Source organism: Streptomyces sp. NPDC054842 (assembly GCF_053611025.1).
This window is the reverse complement of sequence record NZ_JBSGZN010000016.1, coordinates 25,782-47,532: the sequence shown is the minus strand read 5'-3', so window position 1 is coordinate 47,532 and position 21,751 is coordinate 25,782. Positions and strand designations below refer to the sequence as shown.

Here is a 21,751-nt window from a genome sequence, read left to right as displayed (position 1 = left end):
CGGAGGGCGCCCCCGCTCACGCGCGGCGCTACGGCACCCGCAGCCACCGGGCCCTGCTGGGCGTCCCCTCGCCGTCCGTCACGAAGAGCATGTACCAGCCGGACGGCACCAGGTTCCGGTTCTTGGGGACCGTCACCCTGATCCCGTCCTTCGTGGTGACGAAGTCCAGCGCGACGGAACGCTGGTCGGTGTCCGTGACGTGCGTGGACGCGCTCGGCCGGATCAGCCGCGCCGCCTTCACCGACGAGGGGTGTGCCGAGCGGAACTCGGCCGAGGCGCCCCGGGCGACGGTCGTCGGGCCGCCGGAGAGCGAGGGCCGCGCGCCCCGGTACAGGTAGGGCGGGGTGTAGATCTCGATGCGCTGCTCGAACTCGCCGGGCTCGGTGTTGCCCTCGTCGGCGTACAGCGGGTCGGAGCCGAAGAACATGACCCGGCCGTCGGGCAGCAGGATCGACCCGGCGTGGTAGTCGCGGCCCACCAGCGGGTCGGCCACCCGGTCGAAGGAGTTGCTGCGGCCGTCGTAGATCCGGGCCTGGAGGATGTCGGACGCCCCGCGCCCGCGGTAGTCCTCGGAGCCGCCGGACACCAGCACGGTGTCGTCGGGCAGGATCGAGTACTGCGGATAGCGGGTGCCCTTCTCCAGCTCGGGTCCGTCCGTGAAGCGGGGGTGCTCGGCCAGCAGGTCGACCAGCCGGGTCTTCTTGCTGGACCGGTCCGACTCGCCGACCCCGCCGCCGCCGATGACCATGTACCGCTCGTCCTGCGCGGGCGGCAGGAGCACGGTGCCGGAGGTCTCCAGGAGCTTCGGGTCGCTCATCCCGGGGATCTTGGTGAACTTGTTGCTCTTCAGGTCCCAGACCCCCGGGTCGCGGCCGACGTCGTCCGGCCCGTACCCGGCGTTGGAGCCCGAGTAGAACAGCTTGCCGTTCTGCATGAGCGTGATCGCCGGGTAGGTCGGGAACTGGCGGGTGCCCTCGGTGTAGGTCCACGTGCCGGTGCCGGGGTCGAAGACCTCGTTCTTGCCGGGGACCAGCTGGCCGATCTCGTCGAGCCCGGAGAGGCTGAGGATTCTCCCGTCGGACAGCGTGGTCAGCGTCGGGTACCAGCGCGCCTCGTTCATCGGGTCGACCTTGACGTACTTCTCGGCGACCGGGTCGAACTCGAAGGCGTCGCGGATGCCCTGGAAGTCCTTCTTGTCGAGGGCGAGTTTCTGCGCGATGCCGTAGGTGTTGCGGGCGTCGGCGCCGGTCAGGCCCCGGACGCGGTAGTTGTCCTGCGTCCCCGTCTCGTACCGGGCGCCCCTCCGCTGCGCCTCCACGTAGATCCGGCCGAGGCCGGGGTCGTTGCGCAGGAACCGCCCGGTGTCCTTGTCGAAGACCTTCTTCGCCCGGGGCACCAGCACCGGGTCCTTGGAGACGAACGTCCGGCCGTTCTTCTTCCCGGTGAACCGGGTCCCGGCGGGCAGCGTCACCGGCTCGTCCGGGTTCTCGTTGTGGACGATCATCAGGCCGCCGGCCTTGGTGACGTCGCCCTTGAGCTTCTCGTACCGCTTGGTGCCGCCCGCGATCAGCAGCCTGCCGTCGGCGAGCTGGGTGTGCCCGGTGCAGAAGAGGTCCTTGGGTGTCGCGACCCTCTTGACCGTGCCCTTGACCGGGTCCCAGATCCGGGTGTCGAACTTCTTGGCGTCGAAGTTGTCCTGGTCGTTGCCCGACCCCGCGATCAGCAGCACCTTGCCGGTGTGCAGCAGGGCCGCGTGGATGGTGTTCTGCCGGTACTCCTCGGGGAACTCGACGAGGTCCCAGTGCCCGTTGGCGGCCTTGTACTCCGCTCTGCCGATCGTGTACTCGTGGTACTGCTCCGTCCCGACGCGGTACAGCCACGGGCCGTTCATCCCGGCCAGCGCGAGGACCACCGCCCCGCCTATCGCGAGGCGACGGGCGCGACGGCGGCCTGCACGGTCTTTCATTTCTTGCGTCCCCCAAGTGCGGTCTGGATGGTCCGGTCGGAGCTGTCGCCGCCCCCGGGCTCGTCCGGCGCGGCCCAGGCGGGCCGGTGCCGCGGCGCGTGCGGGGCCGGTACGGCGGCGGACGGCACGGCGTCCCGCGGCACCGCGTCCTGTGGCTCGGCGGCCGGCGGCTTCGCGCGGTCCTGCCGCAGCGTCCAGCGCCAGACGAGGATCGGCGAGGCGGTGATCAGCAGGGCGAAGGACGCCCACGTGATCATGGCCGGGTGGGCGTGCCCGTACAGGAAGGCCGCGGTGATGGAGCCGGCGAACACCGCGATGAAGAAGAGGTGGATGCGGAAGGTCCCGAAGAGGGTGTCCGGGCTGGAGGAGTCCCCCTTGGGCGTCACCACGAAGCTGCTCTTGCGGCGCAGCACGGCGTCCAGCAGGGAGCGGGCGTAGACCGGCGCCGACAGCGCGGACATCGCCATGCCGGCCACCCCGCCGGACCCCTCGGGCTCGTGCGGCGAGACGTTGTGCCGGCGGTTCCAGATGTACAGCCCGATCTGGAGCGCCGAGGCGTTGCCGTAGAGCATCAGCCAGATCGTCGGGTCGATGTTCACGCCCGAGGCGCCGAGGCCCAGGAACAGCGCGCAACTGAGCGCCGCGAGGATCCAGTTGAGGGCGGACATCGGGTAGAAGATGATCATCATGGTGTAGTTGAAGAGCTTGCCCGGAGGCAGCGAGTAGAAGCCCTTCCAGTACTGCTTGAGGATCGTCTCGTAGGTCCCGCGCGACCAGCGCAGCTGCTGGGTGAAGAAGTCGGTCCAGGCGTTGGGCCCCTCGCCGACCGCCAGCACGTCGGGCGTGTAGACCGAGCGCCACTTGCGGCCCGTGGCCGGGTTCTCGGCGCGGTGGATCTCGAAACCGGTCGCCATGTCCTCGGTGATCGAGTCGTAGAGACCGCCGATCTGCTTGAGGGCCCTGATGCGTACGGCGTTGGAGGTGCCGACGAACATGGGGGAGCCGTAGAAGTTGCCGGCGCGCTGGATCAGGGCGTGGAAGAGGAACTGCTGCGACTCGGCGGCCTTGGTGACGAACGTGTCGTAGTTGCCGTACACCTGGGGGCCGATGACGAAGCCGATGTCCGGGTCCCGGAAGAAGCCGAGCATCCGCTCCAGGTAGTTGGGCAGCGGGACGTGGTCGGTGTCGACGGAGGCGAAGAAGTCGTAGTCGTCGCCGTGCGCGTCGAGCCAGGCGTTGTAGTTGCCGTGCTTGGTCCTGGCCCGGTGCGGGCCTTGGGGCCGGTTCCACTTCTCGACGCCCTTGCGGGAGAAGTGGTGCACGCCCAGGCGCTCGCAGACCTCCTTCACCTCCGGGTCGTCGCCCTCGTCGAGCAGCCAGACGTGCATCAGGCCCCGGTGCCGCAGCCGGACGGCCGCCTCCAGGGTCTTCGTGACCATCGCCAGCGGTTCCTTGCCGGGCACGAAGGAGGTGAGGAAGGCGACGCGCGTGCCGGTCTCGGGGACCACGGGGACGGGGTCGCGGGCGACCAGGGTGGCGTGCGCGTTCGACAGCACGTTCATGCAGCGGAAGAACTCGATCAGGCCGATCGAGACCAGCATCACGATGTCGAGCGCCGGCAGGAAGTCGTAGGCCGGGTGGTCGCGTTCGGTCCAGTGGTCGGGCTGGAGCAGCCAGCCGAGCAGGACCAGCGACAGCAGCGGGGCGGCGCCCAGCATCAGGGCGGCCCGCAGCCGGTGCGGCTCCTGGGAGAGCAGCGAGCGGTACTGCACCTTGTAGGGCTTGTCCGGGTCCGGCTGAGTGAGGGGTCCCGCAAGCCGGCTGTAGTGCTCGTAGTCGTACCTGGGCAGCGCCCTCCGTATCCGGCGGAAGCCGCCGGTCCGGTGGGGCGGCACCCTCAGGCGGGTCGTCTCGGACGGGTCGAGGCCCTGTCGGGCGCCCGTCGGCGTCGACGTCATGAGTCATACCCCCCGCACGCGCCCTCGGACGCGTGGTCGTCGGTCTCCGTGGTCCGCTCCGGTCCCCCTCGACCGTCCCGGACGTATCAGTTGCAGGCTGCCGCAACCAGATCGTTTACGCCGTTATGGACATAAAACGACGGCCTTCCGGTTGCATGATGCCCCCCTCGGCATCCGTCCATGAGACGAATCCCCCGATCCCTCACGACGGCACATCCGGCCCGGGCGCCCCAACCGCCGCGCACCGCCAGCCCCTTGGGTCCCCCAGGGTTCTCCCCGCCCGACATGATCGCAAGCTACGCAACGAGGTGGCAATCAGTCATACGTCCGCGAAGGGGACGTGTGTGCGAAAACGGCGCCTTCCGTCACCGCTGCGGGACGATCCGCCGCCGTCGCGAAGGCGTCCCGGTCGGCGTCGCGGAGTGCCCCCGCCCGCGTCGCAAAAGGGTCCCTGTCATCGCCGCGGAGACGATTCCGCCACCGCCGTGGGGATGCCGGGCCGCGGAGACGCCGAAGAGGCCCCCCGCCGTCGGCGAGGGGCCTCTTCGTCTGTCTGTGCGCCGCCAGGGACTCGAACCCCGGACCCGCTGATTAAGAGTCAGCTGCTCTAACCAACTGAGCTAGCGGCGCGTGCTGACCTGGAGAACTCTACCCGATTCCGAGAGGTGGTCCGGCCCGCGGACGGCCGGTGAGTCGGCGTGCACGGAGGGTGCCGTACATCATTCGGACCGTCAGCATGCGACAACGGCCGACAGTTGAGAAACTGACGATCGTGCAGAAATGCGGACATTTCCACCTGGAGTGTGAGGGCCATCGCATGGAGACTCCGGTATTCGAGGAATTCGATCCCGCGAGCGACTGCGACTGCCCCGGCTGTACCGGCCGGCGCCGTGCCGGGGGTGCCCAGGCGCCCGGCGCGCCGGCGTCCGGTCCCGTCCGTCCCGCGGCGCGAGGGGCTCTCGCACTCGCCGCGGCGGCGGGCACCGTCCTCGGGGCGGGCCCTCCCGCCCCCGCCGTCGCCGTCACCCACGCCCCCGTCAGACCCGGCGTCCCGGCGGGGGACGAACCCGACACCCCGCAGGGCCGCACGGCCCCGCTGCACGGCCCGTCCGGTCGCCCGGCGCGCCCCGGCGGCCCGGCGACCCTGGCCGCGGCACCGGCCACCACCCGGGCCGAGATCATCAACCGGGCCAAGAAGTGGGTCGCCGCCGAGGTGCCGTACAGCATGACCGCGTTCTGGTCGGACGGGTACCGGCAGGACTGCTCGGGCTTCGTCTCGATGGCCTGGGGCCTGGACGGCAACGAGTGGACGGGCAGCCTTCCCGCCTACGGCGTCCGGACGTCCAAGGATCAGCTGGAGCCCGGCGACATCCTGCTCTTCCACAACCCGAGCAACCCGCAGAACGGCTCGCACGTGGTCATCTTCGGCGGCTGGGCCGACTACACGCGCACCTCCTACATCGCCTACGAGCAGACCCGCCCGCACACCCGGAAGCAGTCGACCCCCTACGCGTACTGGAACAACTCCGCCCGTTACGTGGCCTACCGCCCCAAGGGGGTCAGCGAGGAGCCGGCGGGCGGCCCGGGGCCCACCGGACCCGACGGGCAGGACGGCGGGGCCGCGCGCTTCCCGGGCGCCGGTTACTTCGGGCCCGGCGCGGACAACGCCCACGTCACCCGGCTGGGTCGGCTCCTGGTGGAGCGCGGCGGCGCCCGCTTCTACACGACGGGACCGGGCCCGCGCTGGTCGGACGCGGACCGCAGGGCCACCCGGGCCTTCCAGCGGGCCCAGGGCTGGAGCGGGGCGGACGCCGACGGGCTGCCGGGGCCGACGACCTGGTCCTACCTGGTCGGCCACCGGGGCAAGGACATCCCGGCGGCCGGAACGCCGGGACCCGCGGTACCGGACCCCTCCTCGCACGGGGTGCCCGGCTACCCGGGCCGCGCGCTGTTCCGGCCGGGGGCGGTCAACGCCTACGTCACCCGGCTCGGTGAGCGGCTGGTCAAGAAGGGGTTCGGCACCCACTACACCAAGGGCCCGGGGCCGCGCTGGGGCGAGGCGGACCGGCGCAACGTCGAGGCGTTCCAGCGGGCCCAGGGCTGGCGCGGCGGCGCGGCGGACGGCTATCCGGGCCCGGAGACCTGGCGGCGGCTGTTCTCCTGACGCATCCCGCAGGACGCACCACCCGGCACGCGTCCGTGCACCGGCCCGCGCGCCGGTGCGCCCCCGTGCCGGTACGGCGGCACCCGCACCGGCACGGCTCCGTGCCGTTCCGGCGGAGTGCCGGCGCATCTCGTGACAACCCTTCCAGGCGCGGAGGCATGGAGGCACGTATGACCACGACGACGTCACACACCCCGGAGTCCGAGGGAGCGCCGTCCGCATCCCTGGCGGCGGCCGAGGCCGTGCTGCGGCCGGCCCGGCTCATCCACAACGAGGCGACCACGGAGATCCCCGTCCACCTGCTCTTCCGGGACGACCCCGACCCGGTCGCCGTGCCGGTCGCGCCCGCCGTGGTGGGACGCCGGCGCGGCACCGGCGAACAGCCGCGGGTCAGGCGCCCCGCGCCGGTACGGGCGCGCCCGGTGCCGGAGGTCGACCCCGACCTGGCGGAACGCCCGGCGCGGGTGCTGCCCGGTGCCGCGGGGGTGCTCGCCGGGGTCTGCGGGGTGGCCGGCTGCCTGTTGACCTCGTGGTGGGCGGGAGTGCTGCCGGCCGCCGTGACGCCGGGGCTGCCTCCCGGCCTCGCGGGCGCGGGACCGGGTCCCGCGCAGTGGGCCGGGTACGCGGCGTCCGGCGCGCTCGCCCTCTTCGGCTTCGGCGGGCTGGCCCGCGGCCGGACCGGGCGGGCCTGGGTGCTCGGCCTGTTCGGGCGCTACCGGGGAACGGTCCGGCGCACCGGCCTGATGTGGGTCAACCCGCTGGTGCTGCGCCGCCGGGTCGACGTACGGCTGCGGCACTGGCGCAGCGAGCCGATGCCCGCGGTCGACGCGAACGGGGTCGCGCTGCGGGTGGTGGTCCTCGTGGTGTGGCGGGTCAAGGACACCGCGCGGGCCGCGCTCGGCGTCGAGGACCACGAGGGCTATCTGCGCGAGTGCGTGGAGGCGGCGCTGTCCCGGGTGCTGTCCCGGCTGCCCGCGGACCCGCCGGCCGGTGGGCGCGGCGGGCTCGGCAAGGACGGTGCGACGCTGCGGGACACCGAGGCGGCGGGCGACGCGCTGACCCGGCTGGTGGCCGCGGACACGGCGCCGGTGGGCATCGAGGTGTTCTCCGTGCAGCCGACCCGGGTCGAGTACGCCCCGGAGGTCGCGTCCCGGATGCAGCGCCGCCGGCTCGCCGCACTGGACGCCCAGCACCGAGACTCCGTGCTGACCTCCGTCGTCGACTCCGTCGAGGACACGGTGACCCGGCTGACCGTGCGGGGCCTGGTCGACCTCGACGACTACGAACGCAAGGCGCTGGTCAAGGACTTGACGGTGGCGTTCTGCACGGGGCGGACCGCCGACGGGGACTGAGCGGCGGCCGGGGCAGCCTCGCCGGTGCGGGAACCGGCGCCGAGATTGGTATGGACATGTTCAACTACCGGTAATAATCTGGGACTTGGTCTAGACCTGAACACGGCGGTATGCGCGTACGGCTCACGGAACCTCCCCCACGTTCTCCAGGAGCGGCAGCATGCGAATACGGACGACCAAGAAAGCCAAGTGGTACGCGGGCGTGGTCGGTCTCGCCACGACCGGAGCGCTGGTGCTCTCCAGCGGCGGCGCCACCGGCCACGGCTACACCGACCTGCCCGTCAGCCGGCAGAAGCTCTGCCAGAACGGCACCGTGAGCGGGTGCGGTGACATCCAGTGGGAGCCGCAGAGCGTCGAGGGCCCCAAGGGCTTCCCCGCGGGCGGGCCCGCCGACGGCCAGATCTGCTCGGCGAACCACACCAACTTCGGCGCGCTGAACCAGCCGACGAAGCCCGGCGGCGGCGCCTGGCCCACCACCAGGGTCACCGGCGGCCAGAGCTACACCTTCCGGTGGCAGTTCACGGCCATGCACGCCACGACCGACTTCAAGTACTACATCACGAAGAACGGGTGGAACCAGAACCACGCGCTCAGCCGCTCGGACCTGGAGACCACGCCGTTCCTCACCGTCCCCTACAACAACCAGCGCCCGCCGTCCACGCTCTCGCACAGCGGCACGATCCCCGGCGGGCGCAGCGGCCACCACGTCATCCTCGCGGTGTGGACCGTGGCGGACACGACGAACGCCTTCTACGCCTGCTCGGACGTCACCTTCTGAGCCACCCGGGTGCCATGCTCCCGACAACGCTCGGGATAGGGTCCGCGTGCGCCGTGACCGGCTCCGGTCGCGCCGCACGTGGAACCCTTTCTCACGTACGGGGGTACGTACCGCATGGATTTCGTCTTCCACATGGTCTTCCCGCTGCTCATCGTGGTGCTGTTCTGGGCCGCCTGGGCGATCGTGCGCCGGACGCGGGAACGCCGCGCCGCCTGGGAGAGCGGGCTCACCGCACGCGCGCGGGTGGTGCGCGCCTGGGTCACCGTCCGGATGGTCAACAACGTGCCGCAGCGCACCCAGTGGCACGAGTACGACTTCACCACGGCCGACGGCGTGGCCGTCCGCTTCAAGGAGGCGGGAGGCCCTCCGGGCCTGGACGCGGGCGGTGAGGTGCTCGTGTACTACGCGGGCGACGAGCCCGACAAGGCCACCGCCTCGGAGCCCCGGCCCGGCAAGGACACGTTCGTGACGGCGGTCTGTCTCGTCGTCCTCGGGGTGGCGGTCGTCATCCTCACGAAGGTGGCGGCCGAGTACTGGTGAGGCCGCGGCGTCGGACGGCCCCTGTCCGGTGACGGCCGTCGCCCTCGCCCTCGTCGTCGCCGGGGCCGTCGTGACCGTCGCCATCTGACGCGTCGTCAGTTATGGTGCGCTGCCATGGGGTCCATCAGGCGCACCGTCGCGGAGCTCGTGGCAGCGGGCTGGGGGGACGACCGGCCCGGGCTGTGGTTCGAGGGCCGCGTACTCAGCCACCACCGGGTGACCGCCGGCGCGGCGGCCCGGGCGGCGCTGCTGGCCGACCTGCTGCCGCCCGGCGCGCCACCGCACGTGGCCGTGCTGCTCGACAACACCCCCTAGTACCCGATGTGGTTGGGCGCGGCGGCCCTCGCCCGGGCGGCCGTCGCCGGGATCAACCCGACCCGGCGCGGCCCCGAACTGGCCCGCGACATCGGCCACACCGACTGCCGTGTCCTGGTCACCGAACAGGCGCACCTGCCGCTGCTGGCCGGCCTCGAACTCCCGGACGTACGCGTCCTGGTGACCGGCACCGACGCGTACGCCGCCCTGCTCGCCCCCTACGAGGGCGCCCGGCCGGACGCCTCCCGGGCCACCGCGTCCGACCGCCTCCTGCTGTACTTCACCTCCGGTTCGACCGGCGCCCCCAAGGCGGCGATCTGCACCCAGGGGCGCCTGGCTGCCGCCGGACTCTCGCTCGCCGGCCACTTCGGGGTGCGCCGCGACGACGTCCACTACATCTGCATGCCGATGTTCCACGGCAACGCGGTGATCGCCGACTGGGCGCCCGCGCTCGCGGCCGGCGCCGGTGTCGCGCTGCGCCGGCGCTTCTCCGCCTCCGCGTTCCTCACCGACGTACGGGCCTGCGGGGCGACCTACTTCACCTATGTCGGACGGGCCGTCCAGTACCTCCTCGCGACCCCCGCCCGGCCCGACGACCGCGACAACCCGCTGCGCCTCGGCTTCGGCACCGAGGCGGGCGCCGTCGACGCGGCGGCCTTCGAACGGCGCTTCGGCGTACGGCTGGTGGAGGGCTACGGCTCCTCGGAGGGCGGCGCGGCGGTCCAGTGGACGCCGGGCACCCCGCCGGGCGCCGTCGGCCGGGCGGCACCCGGCGACGACCTGGCCGTGGTCGACCCGCGCACCCGCGAGGAGTGCCCCGCGGCACGGTTCGCCGCCGACGGACGGCTGCTCAACGGCGACGCGGCGATAGGGGAGTTGGTGAACCGGGGGCCCAGCCCCTTCGAGGGCTACTGGCGCAACCCCGAGGCGGACCGCGCCCGGCGGCGCGACGGCTGGTACTGGACCGGCGACCTCTTCTACCGCGACCCGGACGGCTTCCTGTACTTCGCGGGCCGCACCGACGACCGGCTGCGCGTCGACAGCGAGAACCTCGCCGCCGCGATGATCGAGAACATCCTCGCCCGGTACGCGGAAGCCGCCGCCGTCGCCGTCTACGCCGTGCCGGACCCGGTGGCGGGCGACCAGGTGATGGCGGCGCTCGCCCTGCGCTCCGGCGCCGCCTCCTTCGACCCGCGGGCCTTCGCCGCGTTCCTGCTCGCCCAGCCGGACCTCGGCACCAAGATGGCCCCGCGGTTCGTGCGGACCGTCGACCGCATGCCCGTCACCGCCACCAACAAGATCCACCGGGCGGGGCTGCGGCGGCAGGGCTTCCGCTGCCCCGACCCCGTCTGGTGGCGGCCGGCGGGCGGGGACGCCTACCGCAGACTGCGGGCCCCGGACCTGGCCCGCCTGGAGGAGGAGTACCGGGCCCGCGGCCGTGAGGAACTGCTGCGGAGGTGAGGCGGGACCCGGGTACGACGGCTCCGGCGCCCGGGACGCCGGGTCGCGCATTGTGACGGCCCCGGGGCCGGGATGCCGGGTCGCGCGACCAGGACGCGGGCCCGCGCACGGCGTCGTCCGGCCCCGCGCGACGTCGGCGACCGGCACCGGGGGTAGGTCTGGCCCCACCCCCGGGACGCCCCCTGCGCGTATGGTCCGCGCCGCCCGCCGCCGCCTACCGTGGGCGCATGATCAGCAACCTGCGCCGGGGCCCGGTACGCGCGTTCGCCCATCTCGTCACCGGCGTCCTGCTCGGCGCCCCGCTCCTGGTGTGCCTGCTGGTCCTCGGCACCGTCGGCGTCGCGCTCACCCCGCTGCTGGTGGGCCTGCCCCTGCTGGTGCTGCTCGCGCTGTCCGGCGTGCCCGTCGGAGCCGTGGAGCGACGGCGGCTGCGGCTGGCCGGACCGGCGTCCGCGGGGTCGGGCCCGCCGGACGGGGGGAGTCCCCACCGCACCCCGGACGAGCCGGGCCTCGCCGCGTGGGCCCGGCTGCGGCTGGCCGAGCCGGCGACCTGGCGCGAACTGGCGTACACCGTGCTGCTCGCGTCCGTCCTGTGGCCGCTGGACCTGCTCGTGCTGACCGCGGCGGTCGTGATCCCGGCGGCCCTGACCGTGGCGCCCGTGCAGCTCGCGCTCTCCGGCGGCGACACCCGCGTCGTCAAACTCTGGCTGATCGACTCCTACGCCTCGGCGGCCCTCTGCGCCGCCACCGGCATCGTCCTCCTCCTTCTGCTGCTGTGGCCGCTCGACCGGTACGCCCGGGCCCGCGCCGCGCTCGCCCGGCTGCTGCTCGCCCCGCGGGAGGCGGAGCGGCGGCTTGCCGAGGTGACCCGGTCACGGGCCCGGCTGGTGGCCGCGTTCGAGGCGGAGCGGCGGCGCATCGAGCGGGACCTGCACGACGGGGCGCAGCAGCGGCTGGTGGCGCTCGGCATGAACCTGGGGCTGCTGCGGCTCGACGCCCCGCCGGAGCTGGCAGCCCGGCTCGCCGCCGCCCAGCGGGAGTCGGAGCACGTCCTGCTGGAGCTGCGGGAGCTGATCCACGGCATCCATCCACGGGTGCTCGCGGACTACGGGCTCGGGGACGCGATCGCGGACGCCGCCGACCGGTCCGCCGTCCCGGTCGAGGTGGCGGTGGAGCTGCCGAGGTTCGAGGAGCCGGTGGAGTCGGCCGCGTACTTCGCGGTGCGGGAGGCGCTAGCGAACGTCGGGCGGCACAGCGGCGCCGGGCAGGCCCGGATCACCGCCCGGCACGCCCGGGGGCGGCTGCGGGTGGAGGTGCGGGACGACGGCCGGGGCGGCGCGGACCCGGCGGGCGGCTCGGGCCTGACCGGACTGGCCGACCGGCTGGCGGCCCTCGATGGCACACTGACCGTCACGAGCCCGGCCGGCGGGCCGACCGTCCTGTGCCTGGAGATCCCGTGCCTGCCCCGCTGAGAGTCGTCCTGGCCGAGGACAGTGTGCTGCTGCGCGAGGGACTCGTGGGCGTGCTGGCCCGGTTCGGGCACGAGGTCGTCGCGGCGGTCGGGGACGCTGACGCCCTGCGGCGGGCGGTGCCCGAGCACGCACCGGACCTCGTCGTGACCGACGTACGGATGCCCCCGGACTTCCAGGACGAGGGACTGCGCGCCGCCCTCGCCCTGCGCGCGGACGATCCGGCGCTGCCGGTCCTGGTGCTCAGCCAGTACGTGCAGCGCGCCTACGCCGCCGACCTCCTCGACACCGGCGACGGCACCGGCGTCGGCTATCTGCTCAAGGACCGCGTCGGGCAGATCGAGCAGTTCGCGGAGGCGGTGCAGCGGGTCGCGGCCGGCGGCACGGTCGTCGACCCCGAGGTCGTACGCCAGCTGCTGCGGCGCCGTCGTGACCCGCTGGCGGCGCTGACCCCCCGCGAGCGGGAGGTGCTCGGGCTGGTCGCGGAGGGCAGGTCGAACGGGGCGATCGCGCGGGAGCTGGTCGTCACCGAGGCCGCCGTCGGCAAGCACATCGGGAACATCCTGGGAAAGCTGGACCTGCCCCCGGCGGAGGACACCCACCGGCGGGTCCTCGCGGTGCTGGCCTATCTCCGCGGCTGACCCGCGGACGCCCGCGCGGGGCCGAGTCGCAGGCGCACGGCTGGGGCGGACGCGCACGGGCTGGGCGGAGACGCGCGGGCGGGTCGCCGGGAAAACAGCGATGGCGAGGTGCGTCCACGATTCCTCGTGAACACTCCTCGCCATCGGCGATGTGCGCCGCCAGGGACTCGAACCCCGGACCCGCTGATTAAGAGTCAGCTGCTCTAACCAACTGAGCTAGCGGCGCGTGACTCTCGCCTCCCGCTCTCGCGGGGTGGCGACATGAAAAATAATACCTGGTCCCCGGGGGTGCTTCCGACCACCCGGCGCCGGCCCGGCCGACCGGGCGCGCGGGCGGTCCGGTCACCCCTAGAGGGCCAGGGAGAGGAGCACCGGGGCCGCGCCCCGGTTCAGCGTGTCCGCGGCCCGGCGGAGCCGGTGCGCGTGCTCGACCGGCAGCGACAGCGCGAGGCAGCCGACCGAGGAGCCCGCGGTGATGGGGACGGCCGCGCAGACCGTGCCGACCGCGTACTCCTGGAGGTCGAGCACCGGGACCGTGGGCGGCTGGGCGTCCAGCCTGCTGAGCAGCGCCCGCTCGCTGGTGATGGTGCGCGAGGTCAGCCGGGCCATCTTGTGGCGGGCCAGATGGTCGCGGCGCCCGTTCAGGTCGAGCTGGCCCAGCAGGCTCTTGCCGACGGCGCTGGCGTGGGCGGACGAGCGGAAGTCCACCCACTCGTTGACCGCGGGTGTCGCCGGGCCCTCGGCGCACTGGGTGACGTGCACCTCGCCGTCGATGTAGCGGCTGATGTAGACGGCGGCGCCCACTGAGTCGCGCAGCCGGTCCAGGGTGTGCTGGAGCTTCTCCCGCTGGGCCTGGTCGCGGCCGTGCGCGGAGCTGAGCCTGCCGAGGGCGGCACCGGCGACGTAGGCGCCGTCGGTGATCTGCTCGACGTATCCCTCGCGACGCAGCATCCGCAGGAGCGTGGTCAGGCGCTCCGGGCCGAGGCCGGTCAGGCGGGCGAGTCGGATGTCGGTGATGCCGGTCGTGTGCCCCGCCACCGTCTCCAGGACGCGCAGGGCGTCCTGGGCCGAGTGGTGGGGTGCGGTCGGCTCGTTCTTCAGCGCCACGGTTTCCCCCTGCGCTTTTCGGCCGTCTCGGAGAGCGGGAGCCCGGACAGTGGGCTCCCCTTCACGATAACCGCCAAAGCGCTTGCGCAGAGCGTCCGTTGATGAGATTGATGGCGCGTTCCCCTGGCTCAGCAGGAACGCGCCACCCTGGCATGTGCCTCCGTCATCCACAGCGGTCATGCCCCGGGCGCGGGACCTCGCGCCTTGCCCTGTTCACTTCCCGTGATCAGAGGACCGCGCTGAGGAATTCCCGGGTCCGGTCCTGCTCCGGATCACCGAAGATCCGCTCCGGCGGACCCGCCTCGATGACCCGGCCCGCGTCGAACATCAGCACCTGGTCGGAGATGTCACGGGCGAAATTCATCTCGTGGGTCACGCACAGCATCGTGATGTCGGTGGTGCGGGCGATGTCGCGCAGTACGTCCAGGACGCCCGCGACCAGCTCGGGGTCGAGTGCCGACGTCACCTCGTCCAGCAGCAGCACCTGGGGGCGCATGGCCAGCGCCCGGGCGATCGCGACCCGCTGCTGCTGGCCGCCGGAGAGCTGGCTCGGGTACTTGTCCAGGTGCTCGGTCAGCCCGACCAGGTCGAGCAGTTCCCGGGCCCGCTCCTCGGCCGCGTCCTTGGACATGCCGAGGACGGTGACGGGCGCCTCGGTGAGGTTGCGCAGCACCTTCATGTTCGGGAACAGGTTGAACTGCTGGAAGACCATCCCGATGTTCTTGCGGACCTCGCGGACGTGCTTCTCGCCGGCCGGGACCAGTCGGCCGTTGCGTTCCTCGTGGGTCAGGTACTCGCCGCCCACTCTGATGGTGCCCTCGTCGGGCCTGGTCAGGGTCATCAGCAGCCGCAGGATCGTCGTCTTGCCGGAGCCGGACGGGCCGATCAGCGTGACGTGCTTGCCCGAATCGACGGAGAAGTCGAGCCCGTCGAGGACGGTGTTGTCCCCGAAGCGCTTGGTGACCTTGTCGAAGCGGATCAGCTCGCTGCCGTCCACCGGCGGATTGGCCGCCTTGAGGGCGTCCTCGGCGGTGTGCGTGGAATGGGTGTCAGCGGACAAGACGTCGCTCCAGGGCTCGCATGAGGAGGGAAGCCGGATAGGAAATGAGGATGAAGGCCACGCCGATCACCGTGAGGGGCTCGGTGAACTGGAAGTGCTCCTGCGAGAACAGCCGTGCCTCGCCGAGCATCTCCAGGACCGTGATCGCCATCAGCAGCGGTGTGTCCTTGAGCATCGAGATGACGTAGTTGCCCAGCGCGGGCACCACCCGGCGGATCGCCTGGGGCAGGACCACCGCGGTCCAGGTGCGCGTGCGGGGCAGGTTGAGCGCCGTGGCCGCTTCCCACTGGCCGGCGGGCACCGCCTCGATACCGGCCCGGTAGACCTGCATCGTGTACGTCGAGTAGTGCAGCCCGATCGCGACCACACCGGTGGTCAGCGCGGAGAAGGTGAGACCCCATTCGGGCAGCACGTAGAAGAGGAAGAACAGCTGCACCAGCAGCGGGGTGTTGCGGACGAACTCCGTGACCGCACCGACCGGCCAGCGCACCCAGCGGGAGGGCGTGCGCATCAGCAGCGCCCACACCAGCCCGAGGGCGAACGATATCAGCGAGCCGAGCACCAGCGCCTGGAGGGTGATCAGCAGGCCGTCCCAGAACTGCGGCATGAAGTCGCCGACGGCACTCCAGTCCCACGTCATCGCGCACCTCCGGTCCCGGCGCCGACGGTCGCGGTGTCCGCCGCGTCACGCCGCAGCGACCATGTGTTCCTCGGCGCCGGCGTCCGGCCGAGCCCCGCCTTCAGCCGTCGCTCGAGGCCGCGCATGACGCGGGTGAGCAGGAAGGCGATCACGAAGTAGATCAGCAGGACGTACGTGTAGATCTCCGCGCTCTCCTGGAGCGCCAGCCGCACCAGGTTGCCGCTGAACGCCAGGTCGCCCATGCCCATGACGGAGACCAGCGCGGTGCCCTTGAGCAGTTCCACCAGCAGGTTCGAGAAGGGCGCCATCATCTCCGGCACGGCCTGCGGCAGCAGGATCAGCCGCAGCCGCTGCCAGGGCGTGAAGCTGAGCGCGATCCCGCCCTCGCGCTGCGCCGGGTCGACGGAGTTCAGGGCGCCGCGCACCACCTCGGCGCCGTACGCGCCGTAGGTGAGGCCGAGCGCGAGCGTGCCCGCCCACAGGGGCACCAGCTGCCAGCCGAACGCGGGCGGCAGCACGAAGAACACCCAGAAGATCATGATCAGCGCGGAGGTGCCCCGGAACACCTCGGTGTAGAAGCCCGCCAGGAAGCGGACGATCCACAGCCGGGAGGTGCGCGCGATGCCCACGGTGAAGGAGACGGCCGCGGCCAGCAGCGCGCTGAGCACCAGCAGCTGGACGGTGGTCCAGATGCCTTTCAGTACGAGTTCCCAGAGTCCCGAGGTCATCCGCGGCAGAGCTCCTTCGCGGTCATGTCGGTCATCTCGGCCTTCGTGAAGCCGAACGGCCGCAGGATGCGGAACAGCTCGCCGCTCGCCTTGAGCTTCCTCAGCTCGGCGTTGAAGGCGTCCCGCAGCCGGGTCTCCGTCGGCCGGAAGGCGAACCCGCCCCCGTCCACGTGCGGTTTGCCCTTCACCAGCGGGGCGAAGGGCTTCGTGCTCTCCGCCTTCGCGGACTTCCTGACCACCTCGCGCACGGTGAGCGCCGTACCGGCGAACACGTCGACGCGGCCCGCCTCCACGGCGTTCAGCCCGGCCACCTGGTCCGGCACGATCAGGATGTCGCTCTCCTTGTAACCGGCCTCGACGGCGTACGCGATCTCCGCGTACCCGGTGCCGGTGGCGAACCTGGCCTTCTTCTCGACGACGTCCTTGTAGTCGTGCAGCCCCTTCGGATTGCCCTTGCGGACGACGAAGGCGTCCAGCATCTGGTAGTCCGGGTCGGAGAAGATGACCTGTTCACAGCGCTCCGGGTTGATGTACATCCCGGCGGAGACCACGTCGAACTGCTGGGAGTTGAGCCCCGGGATGAGCGAGCCGAACTCCGTCGGCACCGGCTGCACCCGGTCGACGCCGAGCCGCTTGAAGACGGCCTTCGCCAGCTCCGGCGCCTCGCCGGTCAGCTCGCCGTCCCTGTCGATGTACCCGAAGGGAATCTCTCCCGCGATGCCGAGCCGTACGACGCCCTGCGCCCTCAGCCGGCCGAGGAGGTCACCGCCTCCCGTGGCGGAGGCCGTGGCCACCCGGCTGCAGCCGGCGGCCCCCAGCGCGGCGGCCGCGCCGAGCGCCGAAACGCCCGTGAGCAGCGACCGCCGGCCGGGTTTTCTTATGTGTACGTCCTGAGTGTCGTTCTCAAGTGGTGGAGCCATGGCGGCGCGGCTACCCGAGACCACCCGGGTTATTCGGACCGATTCCATCCGCTCGCGGGCGGAGGCGCCCCCCGGACCCCGGTGGAGCCGTGCGGCGCACGGCTCCCCGCCGTCCCGGGACGTCCGGTGTGCGAACGGAATCCGGCCCGCTCGGGGACGGCGACTCCTAAGGCCGGTGACCCCGCTCGGCCCTCAATGCCCGGGTACGTACCCGCGCTCCTTGTCGACCACGTTCCGCAGAGGTCTCCCGCTCTCCCAGCGGTCGAACAACTCCACGAACTGCGCGCCGAGTTCGTCCCGCCAGCCGACGGTGTCCCCGCTCATGTGCGGCGACACGATCAGCCCGGGGACGTCCCACAGCGGGCTGTCCGGGCCGAGCGGCTCGTGCGCGAAGACGTCCAGCGCGGCGCCCGCGATCCACCGCTTCGTCAGCGCCTCGGCCAGCGCGTCCTCCACGACGAGCTGACCGCGCCCCACGTTGACGAAGCGCGCCGACGGCTGCATCACCCCGAAGCGCCGCGCGTCGAACATGCCCCGCGTGGCCCCGGTCAGCGGCGCGGCGGCCACCACCCAGTCGGCGCGCGCCATCAGCCGGTCCAGATCGCCGGGGCCGTGGACGCCGGTCCTGGGGGTGCGCCCCACCAGCGCGGTCGTGACGCCGAGCGCCTTGAGGGTCGCGGTGATCGCGCGCCCGATCGGCCCGGAACCCACCACGCACGCCCGGGTGCCCGCCACCCGCTGGGACTCGCGGTGGCGCCACTCGCGCTCGCGCTGGAGCGCCCAGGTGCGCGGCAGGTCCTTGGCCATCGCGAGGACGAGGGCGGCGACGTACTCCGCGACGGGCTGCTCGAAGACGCCGCGCGCGTTGGTCACCACGGTGTCGGAGGCGACGAGTTCGGGGCAGAGCAGATGGTCCGCGCCGGCGCTCGCCGTGTGCACCCAGCGCGGTCGCGGGCCCTCGCCGGGCCAGGCGCGGCGCACGGCGTGCGAGGTGAAGTCCCACACGAGCAGAACGTCGGCCCGGGGCAGCCGCTCGGCCAGCGTGGACTCGTCGGCGTGCTCGATCCGCACCCGTCCGGTCAGCCGGCCGAGGCGGGGGAGCGGCTCGGCGTCCAGGACGAGCAGGGTCGTCCCGGACCGGTCGCCGGTCATCGGGGAGGCACCGTTTCGCACCACGCGTCCGCTCCTCTGAACAGGGGGAAAGGCCGCCCGAGATGCGCGGATCGTTCACGCTCGCACCCGGGACCGCCTTCGTCAACACGGCCCCCGCGGGCTCCCTCGCCCACCCACGGAAACAGCGGCCCGGCGTGACCGCCGCCCGGCCGCCGGGAATAACCGGGGACACCCTCCTGTTCGTGCAACGAGGAGTACGCGACGGAGCAAACAGGAGGCACCCCGGTGGCAGAGACGGACGAAATCCGAGGCAGGGCGCAGGGCACCGCCCCGGTACCCCTCTCCGTACTGGACCTCGTCACGGTCGGCGCGGGCCGCACCGCGACCGACGCGCTGCGCACCAGCGTCGCCCTCTCCCGTCTCGCGGAATCACGCGGCTTCCACCGCTACTGGGTGGCCGAGCACCACTCGATGCCGGGCGTCGCCTCGTCCTCACCGGCCGTGATCCTCGCTCACCTGGCCGCCCACACTGACCGCATCCGGCTGGGCTCGGGCGGCGTGATGCTGCCGAACCACGCCCCGCTGGTGATCGCCGAGCAGTTCGGCACGCTGGAGGCCATGGCGCCGGGCCGGGTCGACCTGGGCCTCGGCCGGGCCCCCGGCACCGACGGCGCGACCGCCGCCGCCCTGCGCCGCACGGACCGGCTGAACGAGGGCGCCGACGACTTCCCCGAGCAGCTCGCGGAGCTGGTCCGCTTCCTGGACGACGACTTCCCCGACGGGCACCCCTACGGCCGCATCCACGCCGTCCCCGGACCGGTCCAGGCGACCTCGCCCGGCGGCGTGCAGTCCCCGCACCGGCCCCCCGTCTGGCTGCTGGGCTCCTCCGGCTTCAGCGCCCGGCTGGCCGGCGTCCTCGGCCTCCCGTTCGCCTTCGCCCACCACTTCTCGGCCCAGAACACGGTCCCGGCCCTGGACCTCTACCGCGAGTCCTTCCGGCCGAGTGCCGTCCTGGACGCGCCGTACGCCCTCATCGGCGTCTCCGCCCTCGCCACGGACGACGAGCGGGAAGCCCGCCGCCAGGTCCTCGCCGCCGCCCTCAACATGGTGCGGCTGCGAACCGGCCGCCCCGGCCTGGTCCCGACGCCCGAGGAGGCGGAGGCCTACGACTTCTCGCCCATGGAGCGGGAGTTCGTCGACAGCTGGAACGCCAACGTCATCCACGGCACCGCCGACGAGGTGCGGGCCGGCCTCGACGACCTCCAGAAGCGCACCGGCGCCGACGAGTTGATGATCACGGGCAACGCGCACGGCGGCGACGTGCGCCTGCGCTCGTACGAACTCATCGCGGACGCCTACGGTTTGCCGGCGCCCGCCTGAACGGACGGCGCCGTCAGCAGCTCGGCGATGCGGTCCGGGGCCACCGGGCGGGAGTAGAGCCACCCCTGCCCGGTGTCGCAGCCGATCCCGCGCAGCCGGCCCGCCTGCGCCGAGGTCTCCACGCACTCGGCGGTCACCGTCAGGCCGAGCCGGTGGGCGAGTTGGATGAGGGCCTCCACGATGACCTCGTCGGCGGGGTTGGGGTGGCCGTCCGCCCCGTCGGGGTTCTCGTACTGGAAGCCCCGGACGAAGGAGCCGTCCAGCTTCAGCACGGACACCGGCAGCCGGCTGAGGTAGGCCAGGTTCGAGTACCCGGTGCCGAAGTCGTCGATGGCGATGCGTACGCCCATGTCGCTGAGCGCCTGGAGGGTCTGCAGGGGACGGCCGGCCGAGCCCATCACCGCGGACTCCGTCAGCTCCAACTGGAGCAGGTGCGGGGCGAGTCCGGTCTCCGCGAGGACCCGCGCCACGTCCTCGACGAGGTCCGAGTCCCACACCTGGCGCACCGCCACGTTGACGCTGACGAAGATCGGCTCCGTGTCCGGATGGTCGAGCTGCCAGCGCCGGGCCTGCCGGCAGGCCGTGGCCAGCACCCAGCGGCCCAGCTGCACGATCGAGCCGTCCTCCTCGGCGAGTCCGATGAACCGATTCGGCGTCAGCATCCCGAACTGCGGGTGGTTCCAGCGCACCAGCGCCTCGACCCCGCGCACCCCGCCGTCCTCCATGCTCACCAGCGGCTGGTACTCGAGGACGAACTCCTCGCGGTCGACGGCCGGGCGCAGGGTGGAGGACAGCGCCTGGCGCGTCATGCGGTGGGCGTTGCGCTCCGGGTCGAAGAGGGTCCAGCGGGACTTGCCGTCGGCCTTGGCCCAGTACAGCGTCGTGTCCGCGGCCTGCATCAGCCCCGTCGCGGTGGTCCCCGCCGCGTGCCGCTCGACCACGCCGATGGACGCCGACACCGACAGCCGCCGTCCTGACAGGTCGAAGGGCGCCTCCAGCGCCCGCAGCACGGACTCGGCGAGGTCGGCGAGCTGTTCGGTGCCGGTGGAGTCCTCCACGAGCAGGGCGAACTCGTCGCCGCCGAGCCGGGCCACCAGGGGCGTGGCGGCCCGGGCGTGGCCCGCCTGTTCGGCGCAGCGCGTGAGCCGTTCGGCGACGGCCGCCAGCAGCCGGTCGCCGACGCGGTGGCCGAGGGTGTCGTTGACCGCCTTGAACCCGTCGAGGTCCAGGTAGCAGAGGCCGATCCGGCCGGTGCCGCTCTCCTCGTACGCCTCCGCCTCGAGGGCGGCCGTCAGGCGCTCGAAGAACAGGGTGCGGTTGGGCAGCCGGGTCACCGGGTCGTGCATCTGCAAATGCCGCAGCCGGGCCTGGAGTTCACGCCGGGCGCTGACGTCGGCGACGGACATCAGGACCGTCTCCTCCTGGGGCAGCGGGGTCACCGTGACCTGGGCCCAGAGGCTGTAGCCGTCGGGGTGCTTGATCCGGCGCGTGCAGCGCAGCCGTGCCTGCCGGCCGCCCAGCACCTCGCGGTACGCGTGCCAGGTCCGTGGGTCGGTCGCCAGGTCCACCAGGTCGGACGCGGTCCGTCCGACGAGCGCCTCGGAGCCGGTGCCCAGCAGCAGGCCCAGCGTGTCGTTGGCGACGACCACCAGGTCCGCGCGGTCCACGACGGCCATGGCGAGCGGTGCGGCGGCGAAGGCGGCACCGAAGGTCCGGCCGGGCCGCAGGGCGGACACGGCGTCGAGCGGCGCGTCGGCGACCGCCTCGTGCAGCGTCTCCTGGGGGTCGCTCGGGTCCTCCGCGGTCGCCGTGCCCGGCGGCGCGCCGGCCGCGGGGTGGGACGACATGGGCGTACGAGGAGATGGGTCGATGTGACGCTCTGTGACGGCCGGCCGGATGAGGTCTGCCGCGGTCGCCGGCCCTTCGGACGTTCCGCTCACCGCTCGCTCCCGCAGTGCACTCGTTCTTCGTATGGGTCTCGTCGGGGTACTCGGCCGAACGGGGGACGGCCGCACAAGCCGGGCCCGTGCAGGAAAGTGTGCCGATCATAGAGGTTGACCCCGGGGCCTTCCAGCCACCGCCCGGCGTCGCGGCAGAACCGTCCCTTCTGGCAGATCGTTTCTGCCCGCCCCTGGACAGCTTCCTTCCTGCGGCGATCG

16 protein-coding genes, 2 tRNA genes and 1 pseudogene are annotated in these 21,751 nt (G+C 72.6%); 8 read left to right on the top strand and 11 right to left on the bottom strand.

Annotation, left to right across the window (positions count from 1 at the left end):
* Positions 1 to 28: 28 nt before the first annotated feature.
* The 3 genes from ACWGIS_RS15175 to ACWGIS_RS15165 all read right to left on the bottom strand — a co-directional run bounded on the left by ACWGIS_RS15175 (position 29) and on the right by ACWGIS_RS15165 (position 4,554).
* Positions 29 to 1,966 (bottom strand): galactose oxidase-like domain-containing protein, encoded by a 1,938-nt coding sequence (locus ACWGIS_RS15175; RefSeq protein ID WP_453362863.1) that lies wholly within the window; start codon positions 1,964 to 1,966, stop codon positions 29 to 31.
* Complete coding sequence (locus ACWGIS_RS15170) at positions 1,963 to 3,924, bottom strand: glycosyltransferase family 2 protein (RefSeq protein WP_453362862.1); 1,962 nt, start codon at positions 3,922 to 3,924, stop codon at positions 1,963 to 1,965. The genes ACWGIS_RS15175 and ACWGIS_RS15170 overlap by 4 nt, the downstream gene beginning before the upstream one ends.
* 556 nt (positions 3,925 to 4,480) lie before the next feature.
* A tRNA-Lys gene (locus ACWGIS_RS15165) sits at positions 4,481 to 4,554 on the bottom strand.
* Positions 4,555 to 4,741: 187 nt separating this feature from the next.
* Here ACWGIS_RS15165 and ACWGIS_RS15160 point away from each other — a divergent pair.
* The 7 genes and pseudogenes from ACWGIS_RS15160 (at position 4,742) to ACWGIS_RS15130 (ending at position 12,644) form a co-directional block, all read left to right on the top strand.
* Complete coding sequence (locus ACWGIS_RS15160) at positions 4,742 to 6,088, top strand: peptidoglycan-binding protein (RefSeq protein ID WP_453362861.1); 1,347 nt, start codon at positions 4,742 to 4,744, stop codon at positions 6,086 to 6,088.
* A 170-nt stretch (positions 6,089 to 6,258) separates the two neighbouring features.
* Positions 6,259 to 7,440 carry an SPFH domain-containing protein gene (locus ACWGIS_RS15155; RefSeq protein ID WP_453362860.1) on the top strand — a complete coding sequence of 394 codons (1,182 nt, stop codon included), beginning with the start codon at positions 6,259 to 6,261 and terminating at the stop codon, positions 7,438 to 7,440.
* Between the two features lie 160 nt (positions 7,441 to 7,600).
* A complete protein-coding gene (locus ACWGIS_RS15150; protein ID WP_453362859.1) occupies positions 7,601 to 8,218 on the top strand; it encodes a lytic polysaccharide monooxygenase auxiliary activity family 9 protein in 618 nt (205 codons plus the stop codon).
* 114 nt (positions 8,219 to 8,332) lie between these two features.
* Positions 8,333 to 8,758 (top strand): hypothetical protein, encoded by a 426-nt coding sequence (locus ACWGIS_RS15145; RefSeq protein ID WP_453362858.1) that lies wholly within the window; start codon positions 8,333 to 8,335, stop codon positions 8,756 to 8,758.
* A gap of 114 nt (positions 8,759 to 8,872) precedes the next feature.
* Positions 8,873 to 10,534, top strand: a pseudogene (locus tag ACWGIS_RS15140) (AMP-binding protein).
* 227 nt (positions 10,535 to 10,761) lie between these two features.
* A complete protein-coding gene (locus tag ACWGIS_RS15135; protein WP_453362857.1) occupies positions 10,762 to 12,006 on the top strand; it encodes a sensor histidine kinase in 1,245 nt (414 codons plus the stop codon).
* Entirely contained in the window at positions 11,991 to 12,644 is a 654-nt protein-coding gene (locus tag ACWGIS_RS15130) for a response regulator (RefSeq protein WP_453362856.1), read from the top strand. The genes ACWGIS_RS15135 and ACWGIS_RS15130 overlap by 16 nt, the downstream gene beginning before the upstream one ends.
* A gap of 152 nt (positions 12,645 to 12,796) precedes the next feature.
* On the opposite strand, the gene ACWGIS_RS15125 is transcribed toward ACWGIS_RS15130, so the two are convergent.
* The 7 genes from ACWGIS_RS15125 to ACWGIS_RS15095 form a co-directional block, all read right to left on the bottom strand.
* Positions 12,797 to 12,870, bottom strand: a tRNA-Lys gene (locus tag ACWGIS_RS15125).
* A 122-nt stretch (positions 12,871 to 12,992) separates the two neighbouring features.
* The gene (locus ACWGIS_RS15120; protein ID WP_453362855.1) at positions 12,993 to 13,751 is read right to left on the bottom strand and encodes an IclR family transcriptional regulator; all 759 of its coding nucleotides are present in this window, start codon (positions 13,749 to 13,751) and stop codon (positions 12,993 to 12,995) included.
* A 226-nt stretch (positions 13,752 to 13,977) separates the two neighbouring features.
* Positions 13,978 to 14,811, bottom strand: a complete 834-nt coding sequence (gene ehuA, locus ACWGIS_RS15115) for an ectoine/hydroxyectoine ABC transporter ATP-binding protein EhuA (RefSeq protein WP_453362854.1) — start codon at positions 14,809 to 14,811, stop codon at positions 13,978 to 13,980.
* Entirely contained in the window at positions 14,801 to 15,451 is a 651-nt protein-coding gene (gene ehuD, locus ACWGIS_RS15110; RefSeq protein ID WP_453362853.1) for an ectoine/hydroxyectoine ABC transporter permease subunit EhuD, read from the bottom strand. Before ehuD ends, ehuA begins: the two co-directional genes overlap by 11 nt.
* Positions 15,448 to 16,179, bottom strand: a complete 732-nt coding sequence (ehuC, locus tag ACWGIS_RS15105) for an ectoine/hydroxyectoine ABC transporter permease subunit EhuC (protein ID WP_453362852.1) — start codon at positions 16,177 to 16,179, stop codon at positions 15,448 to 15,450. Before ehuC ends, ehuD begins: the two co-directional genes overlap by 4 nt.
* On the bottom strand, positions 16,176 to 17,099 hold the full coding sequence (gene ehuB, locus ACWGIS_RS15100; protein ID WP_453362851.1) for an ectoine/hydroxyectoine ABC transporter substrate-binding protein EhuB: 924 nt from the start codon (positions 17,097 to 17,099) through the stop codon (positions 16,176 to 16,178). The genes ehuC and ehuB overlap by 4 nt, the downstream gene beginning before the upstream one ends.
* A 192-nt stretch (positions 17,100 to 17,291) precedes the next feature.
* Positions 17,292 to 18,251, bottom strand: coding sequence for a D-2-hydroxyacid dehydrogenase (locus ACWGIS_RS15095; RefSeq protein ID WP_453362959.1), 960 nt, complete (start codon positions 18,249 to 18,251; stop codon positions 17,292 to 17,294).
* A gap of 246 nt (positions 18,252 to 18,497) precedes the next feature.
* Between ACWGIS_RS15095 and ACWGIS_RS15090 the strand changes: the two genes are divergently transcribed.
* Positions 18,498 to 19,592 carry an LLM class flavin-dependent oxidoreductase gene (locus ACWGIS_RS15090; protein ID WP_453362850.1) on the top strand — a complete coding sequence of 365 codons (1,095 nt, stop codon included), beginning with the start codon at positions 18,498 to 18,500 and terminating at the stop codon, positions 19,590 to 19,592.
* On the opposite strand, the gene ACWGIS_RS15085 is transcribed toward ACWGIS_RS15090, so the two are convergent.
* Complete coding sequence (locus tag ACWGIS_RS15085; RefSeq protein WP_453362849.1) at positions 19,568 to 21,532, bottom strand: putative bifunctional diguanylate cyclase/phosphodiesterase; 1,965 nt, start codon at positions 21,530 to 21,532, stop codon at positions 19,568 to 19,570. The genes ACWGIS_RS15090 and ACWGIS_RS15085 overlap by 25 nt on opposite strands.
* Positions 21,533 to 21,751: the final 219 nt, after the last annotated feature.

Excerpts from the sequence above, each read along its gene's own strand:
- ACWGIS_RS15175 (WP_453362863.1), bottom strand. The coding sequence starts at position 1,966 with ATGAAAGACCGTGCAGGCCGCCGTCGCGCCCGTCGCCTCGCGATAGGC.
- ACWGIS_RS15170 (WP_453362862.1), bottom strand. The coding sequence starts at position 3,924 with ATGACGTCGACGCCGACGGGCGCCCGACAGGGCCTCGACCCGTCCGAG.
- ACWGIS_RS15160 (WP_453362861.1), top strand. The coding sequence starts at position 4,742 with ATGGAGACTCCGGTATTCGAGGAATTCGATCCCGCGAGCGACTGCGAC.
- ACWGIS_RS15155 (WP_453362860.1), top strand. The coding sequence starts at position 6,259 with ATGACCACGACGACGTCACACACCCCGGAGTCCGAGGGAGCGCCGTCC.
- ACWGIS_RS15150 (WP_453362859.1), top strand. The coding sequence starts at position 7,601 with ATGCGAATACGGACGACCAAGAAAGCCAAGTGGTACGCGGGCGTGGTC.
- ACWGIS_RS15145 (WP_453362858.1), top strand. The coding sequence starts at position 8,333 with ATGGATTTCGTCTTCCACATGGTCTTCCCGCTGCTCATCGTGGTGCTG.
- ACWGIS_RS15135 (WP_453362857.1), top strand. The coding sequence starts at position 10,762 with ATGATCAGCAACCTGCGCCGGGGCCCGGTACGCGCGTTCGCCCATCTC.
- ehuD (WP_453362853.1), bottom strand. The coding sequence starts at position 15,451 with ATGACGTGGGACTGGAGTGCCGTCGGCGACTTCATGCCGCAGTTCTGG.
- ehuC (WP_453362852.1), bottom strand. The coding sequence starts at position 16,179 with ATGACCTCGGGACTCTGGGAACTCGTACTGAAAGGCATCTGGACCACC.
- ehuB (WP_453362851.1), bottom strand. The coding sequence starts at position 17,099 with ATGGCTCCACCACTTGAGAACGACACTCAGGACGTACACATAAGAAAA.
- ACWGIS_RS15095 (WP_453362959.1), bottom strand. The coding sequence starts at position 18,251 with ATGACCGGCGACCGGTCCGGGACGACCCTGCTCGTCCTGGACGCCGAG.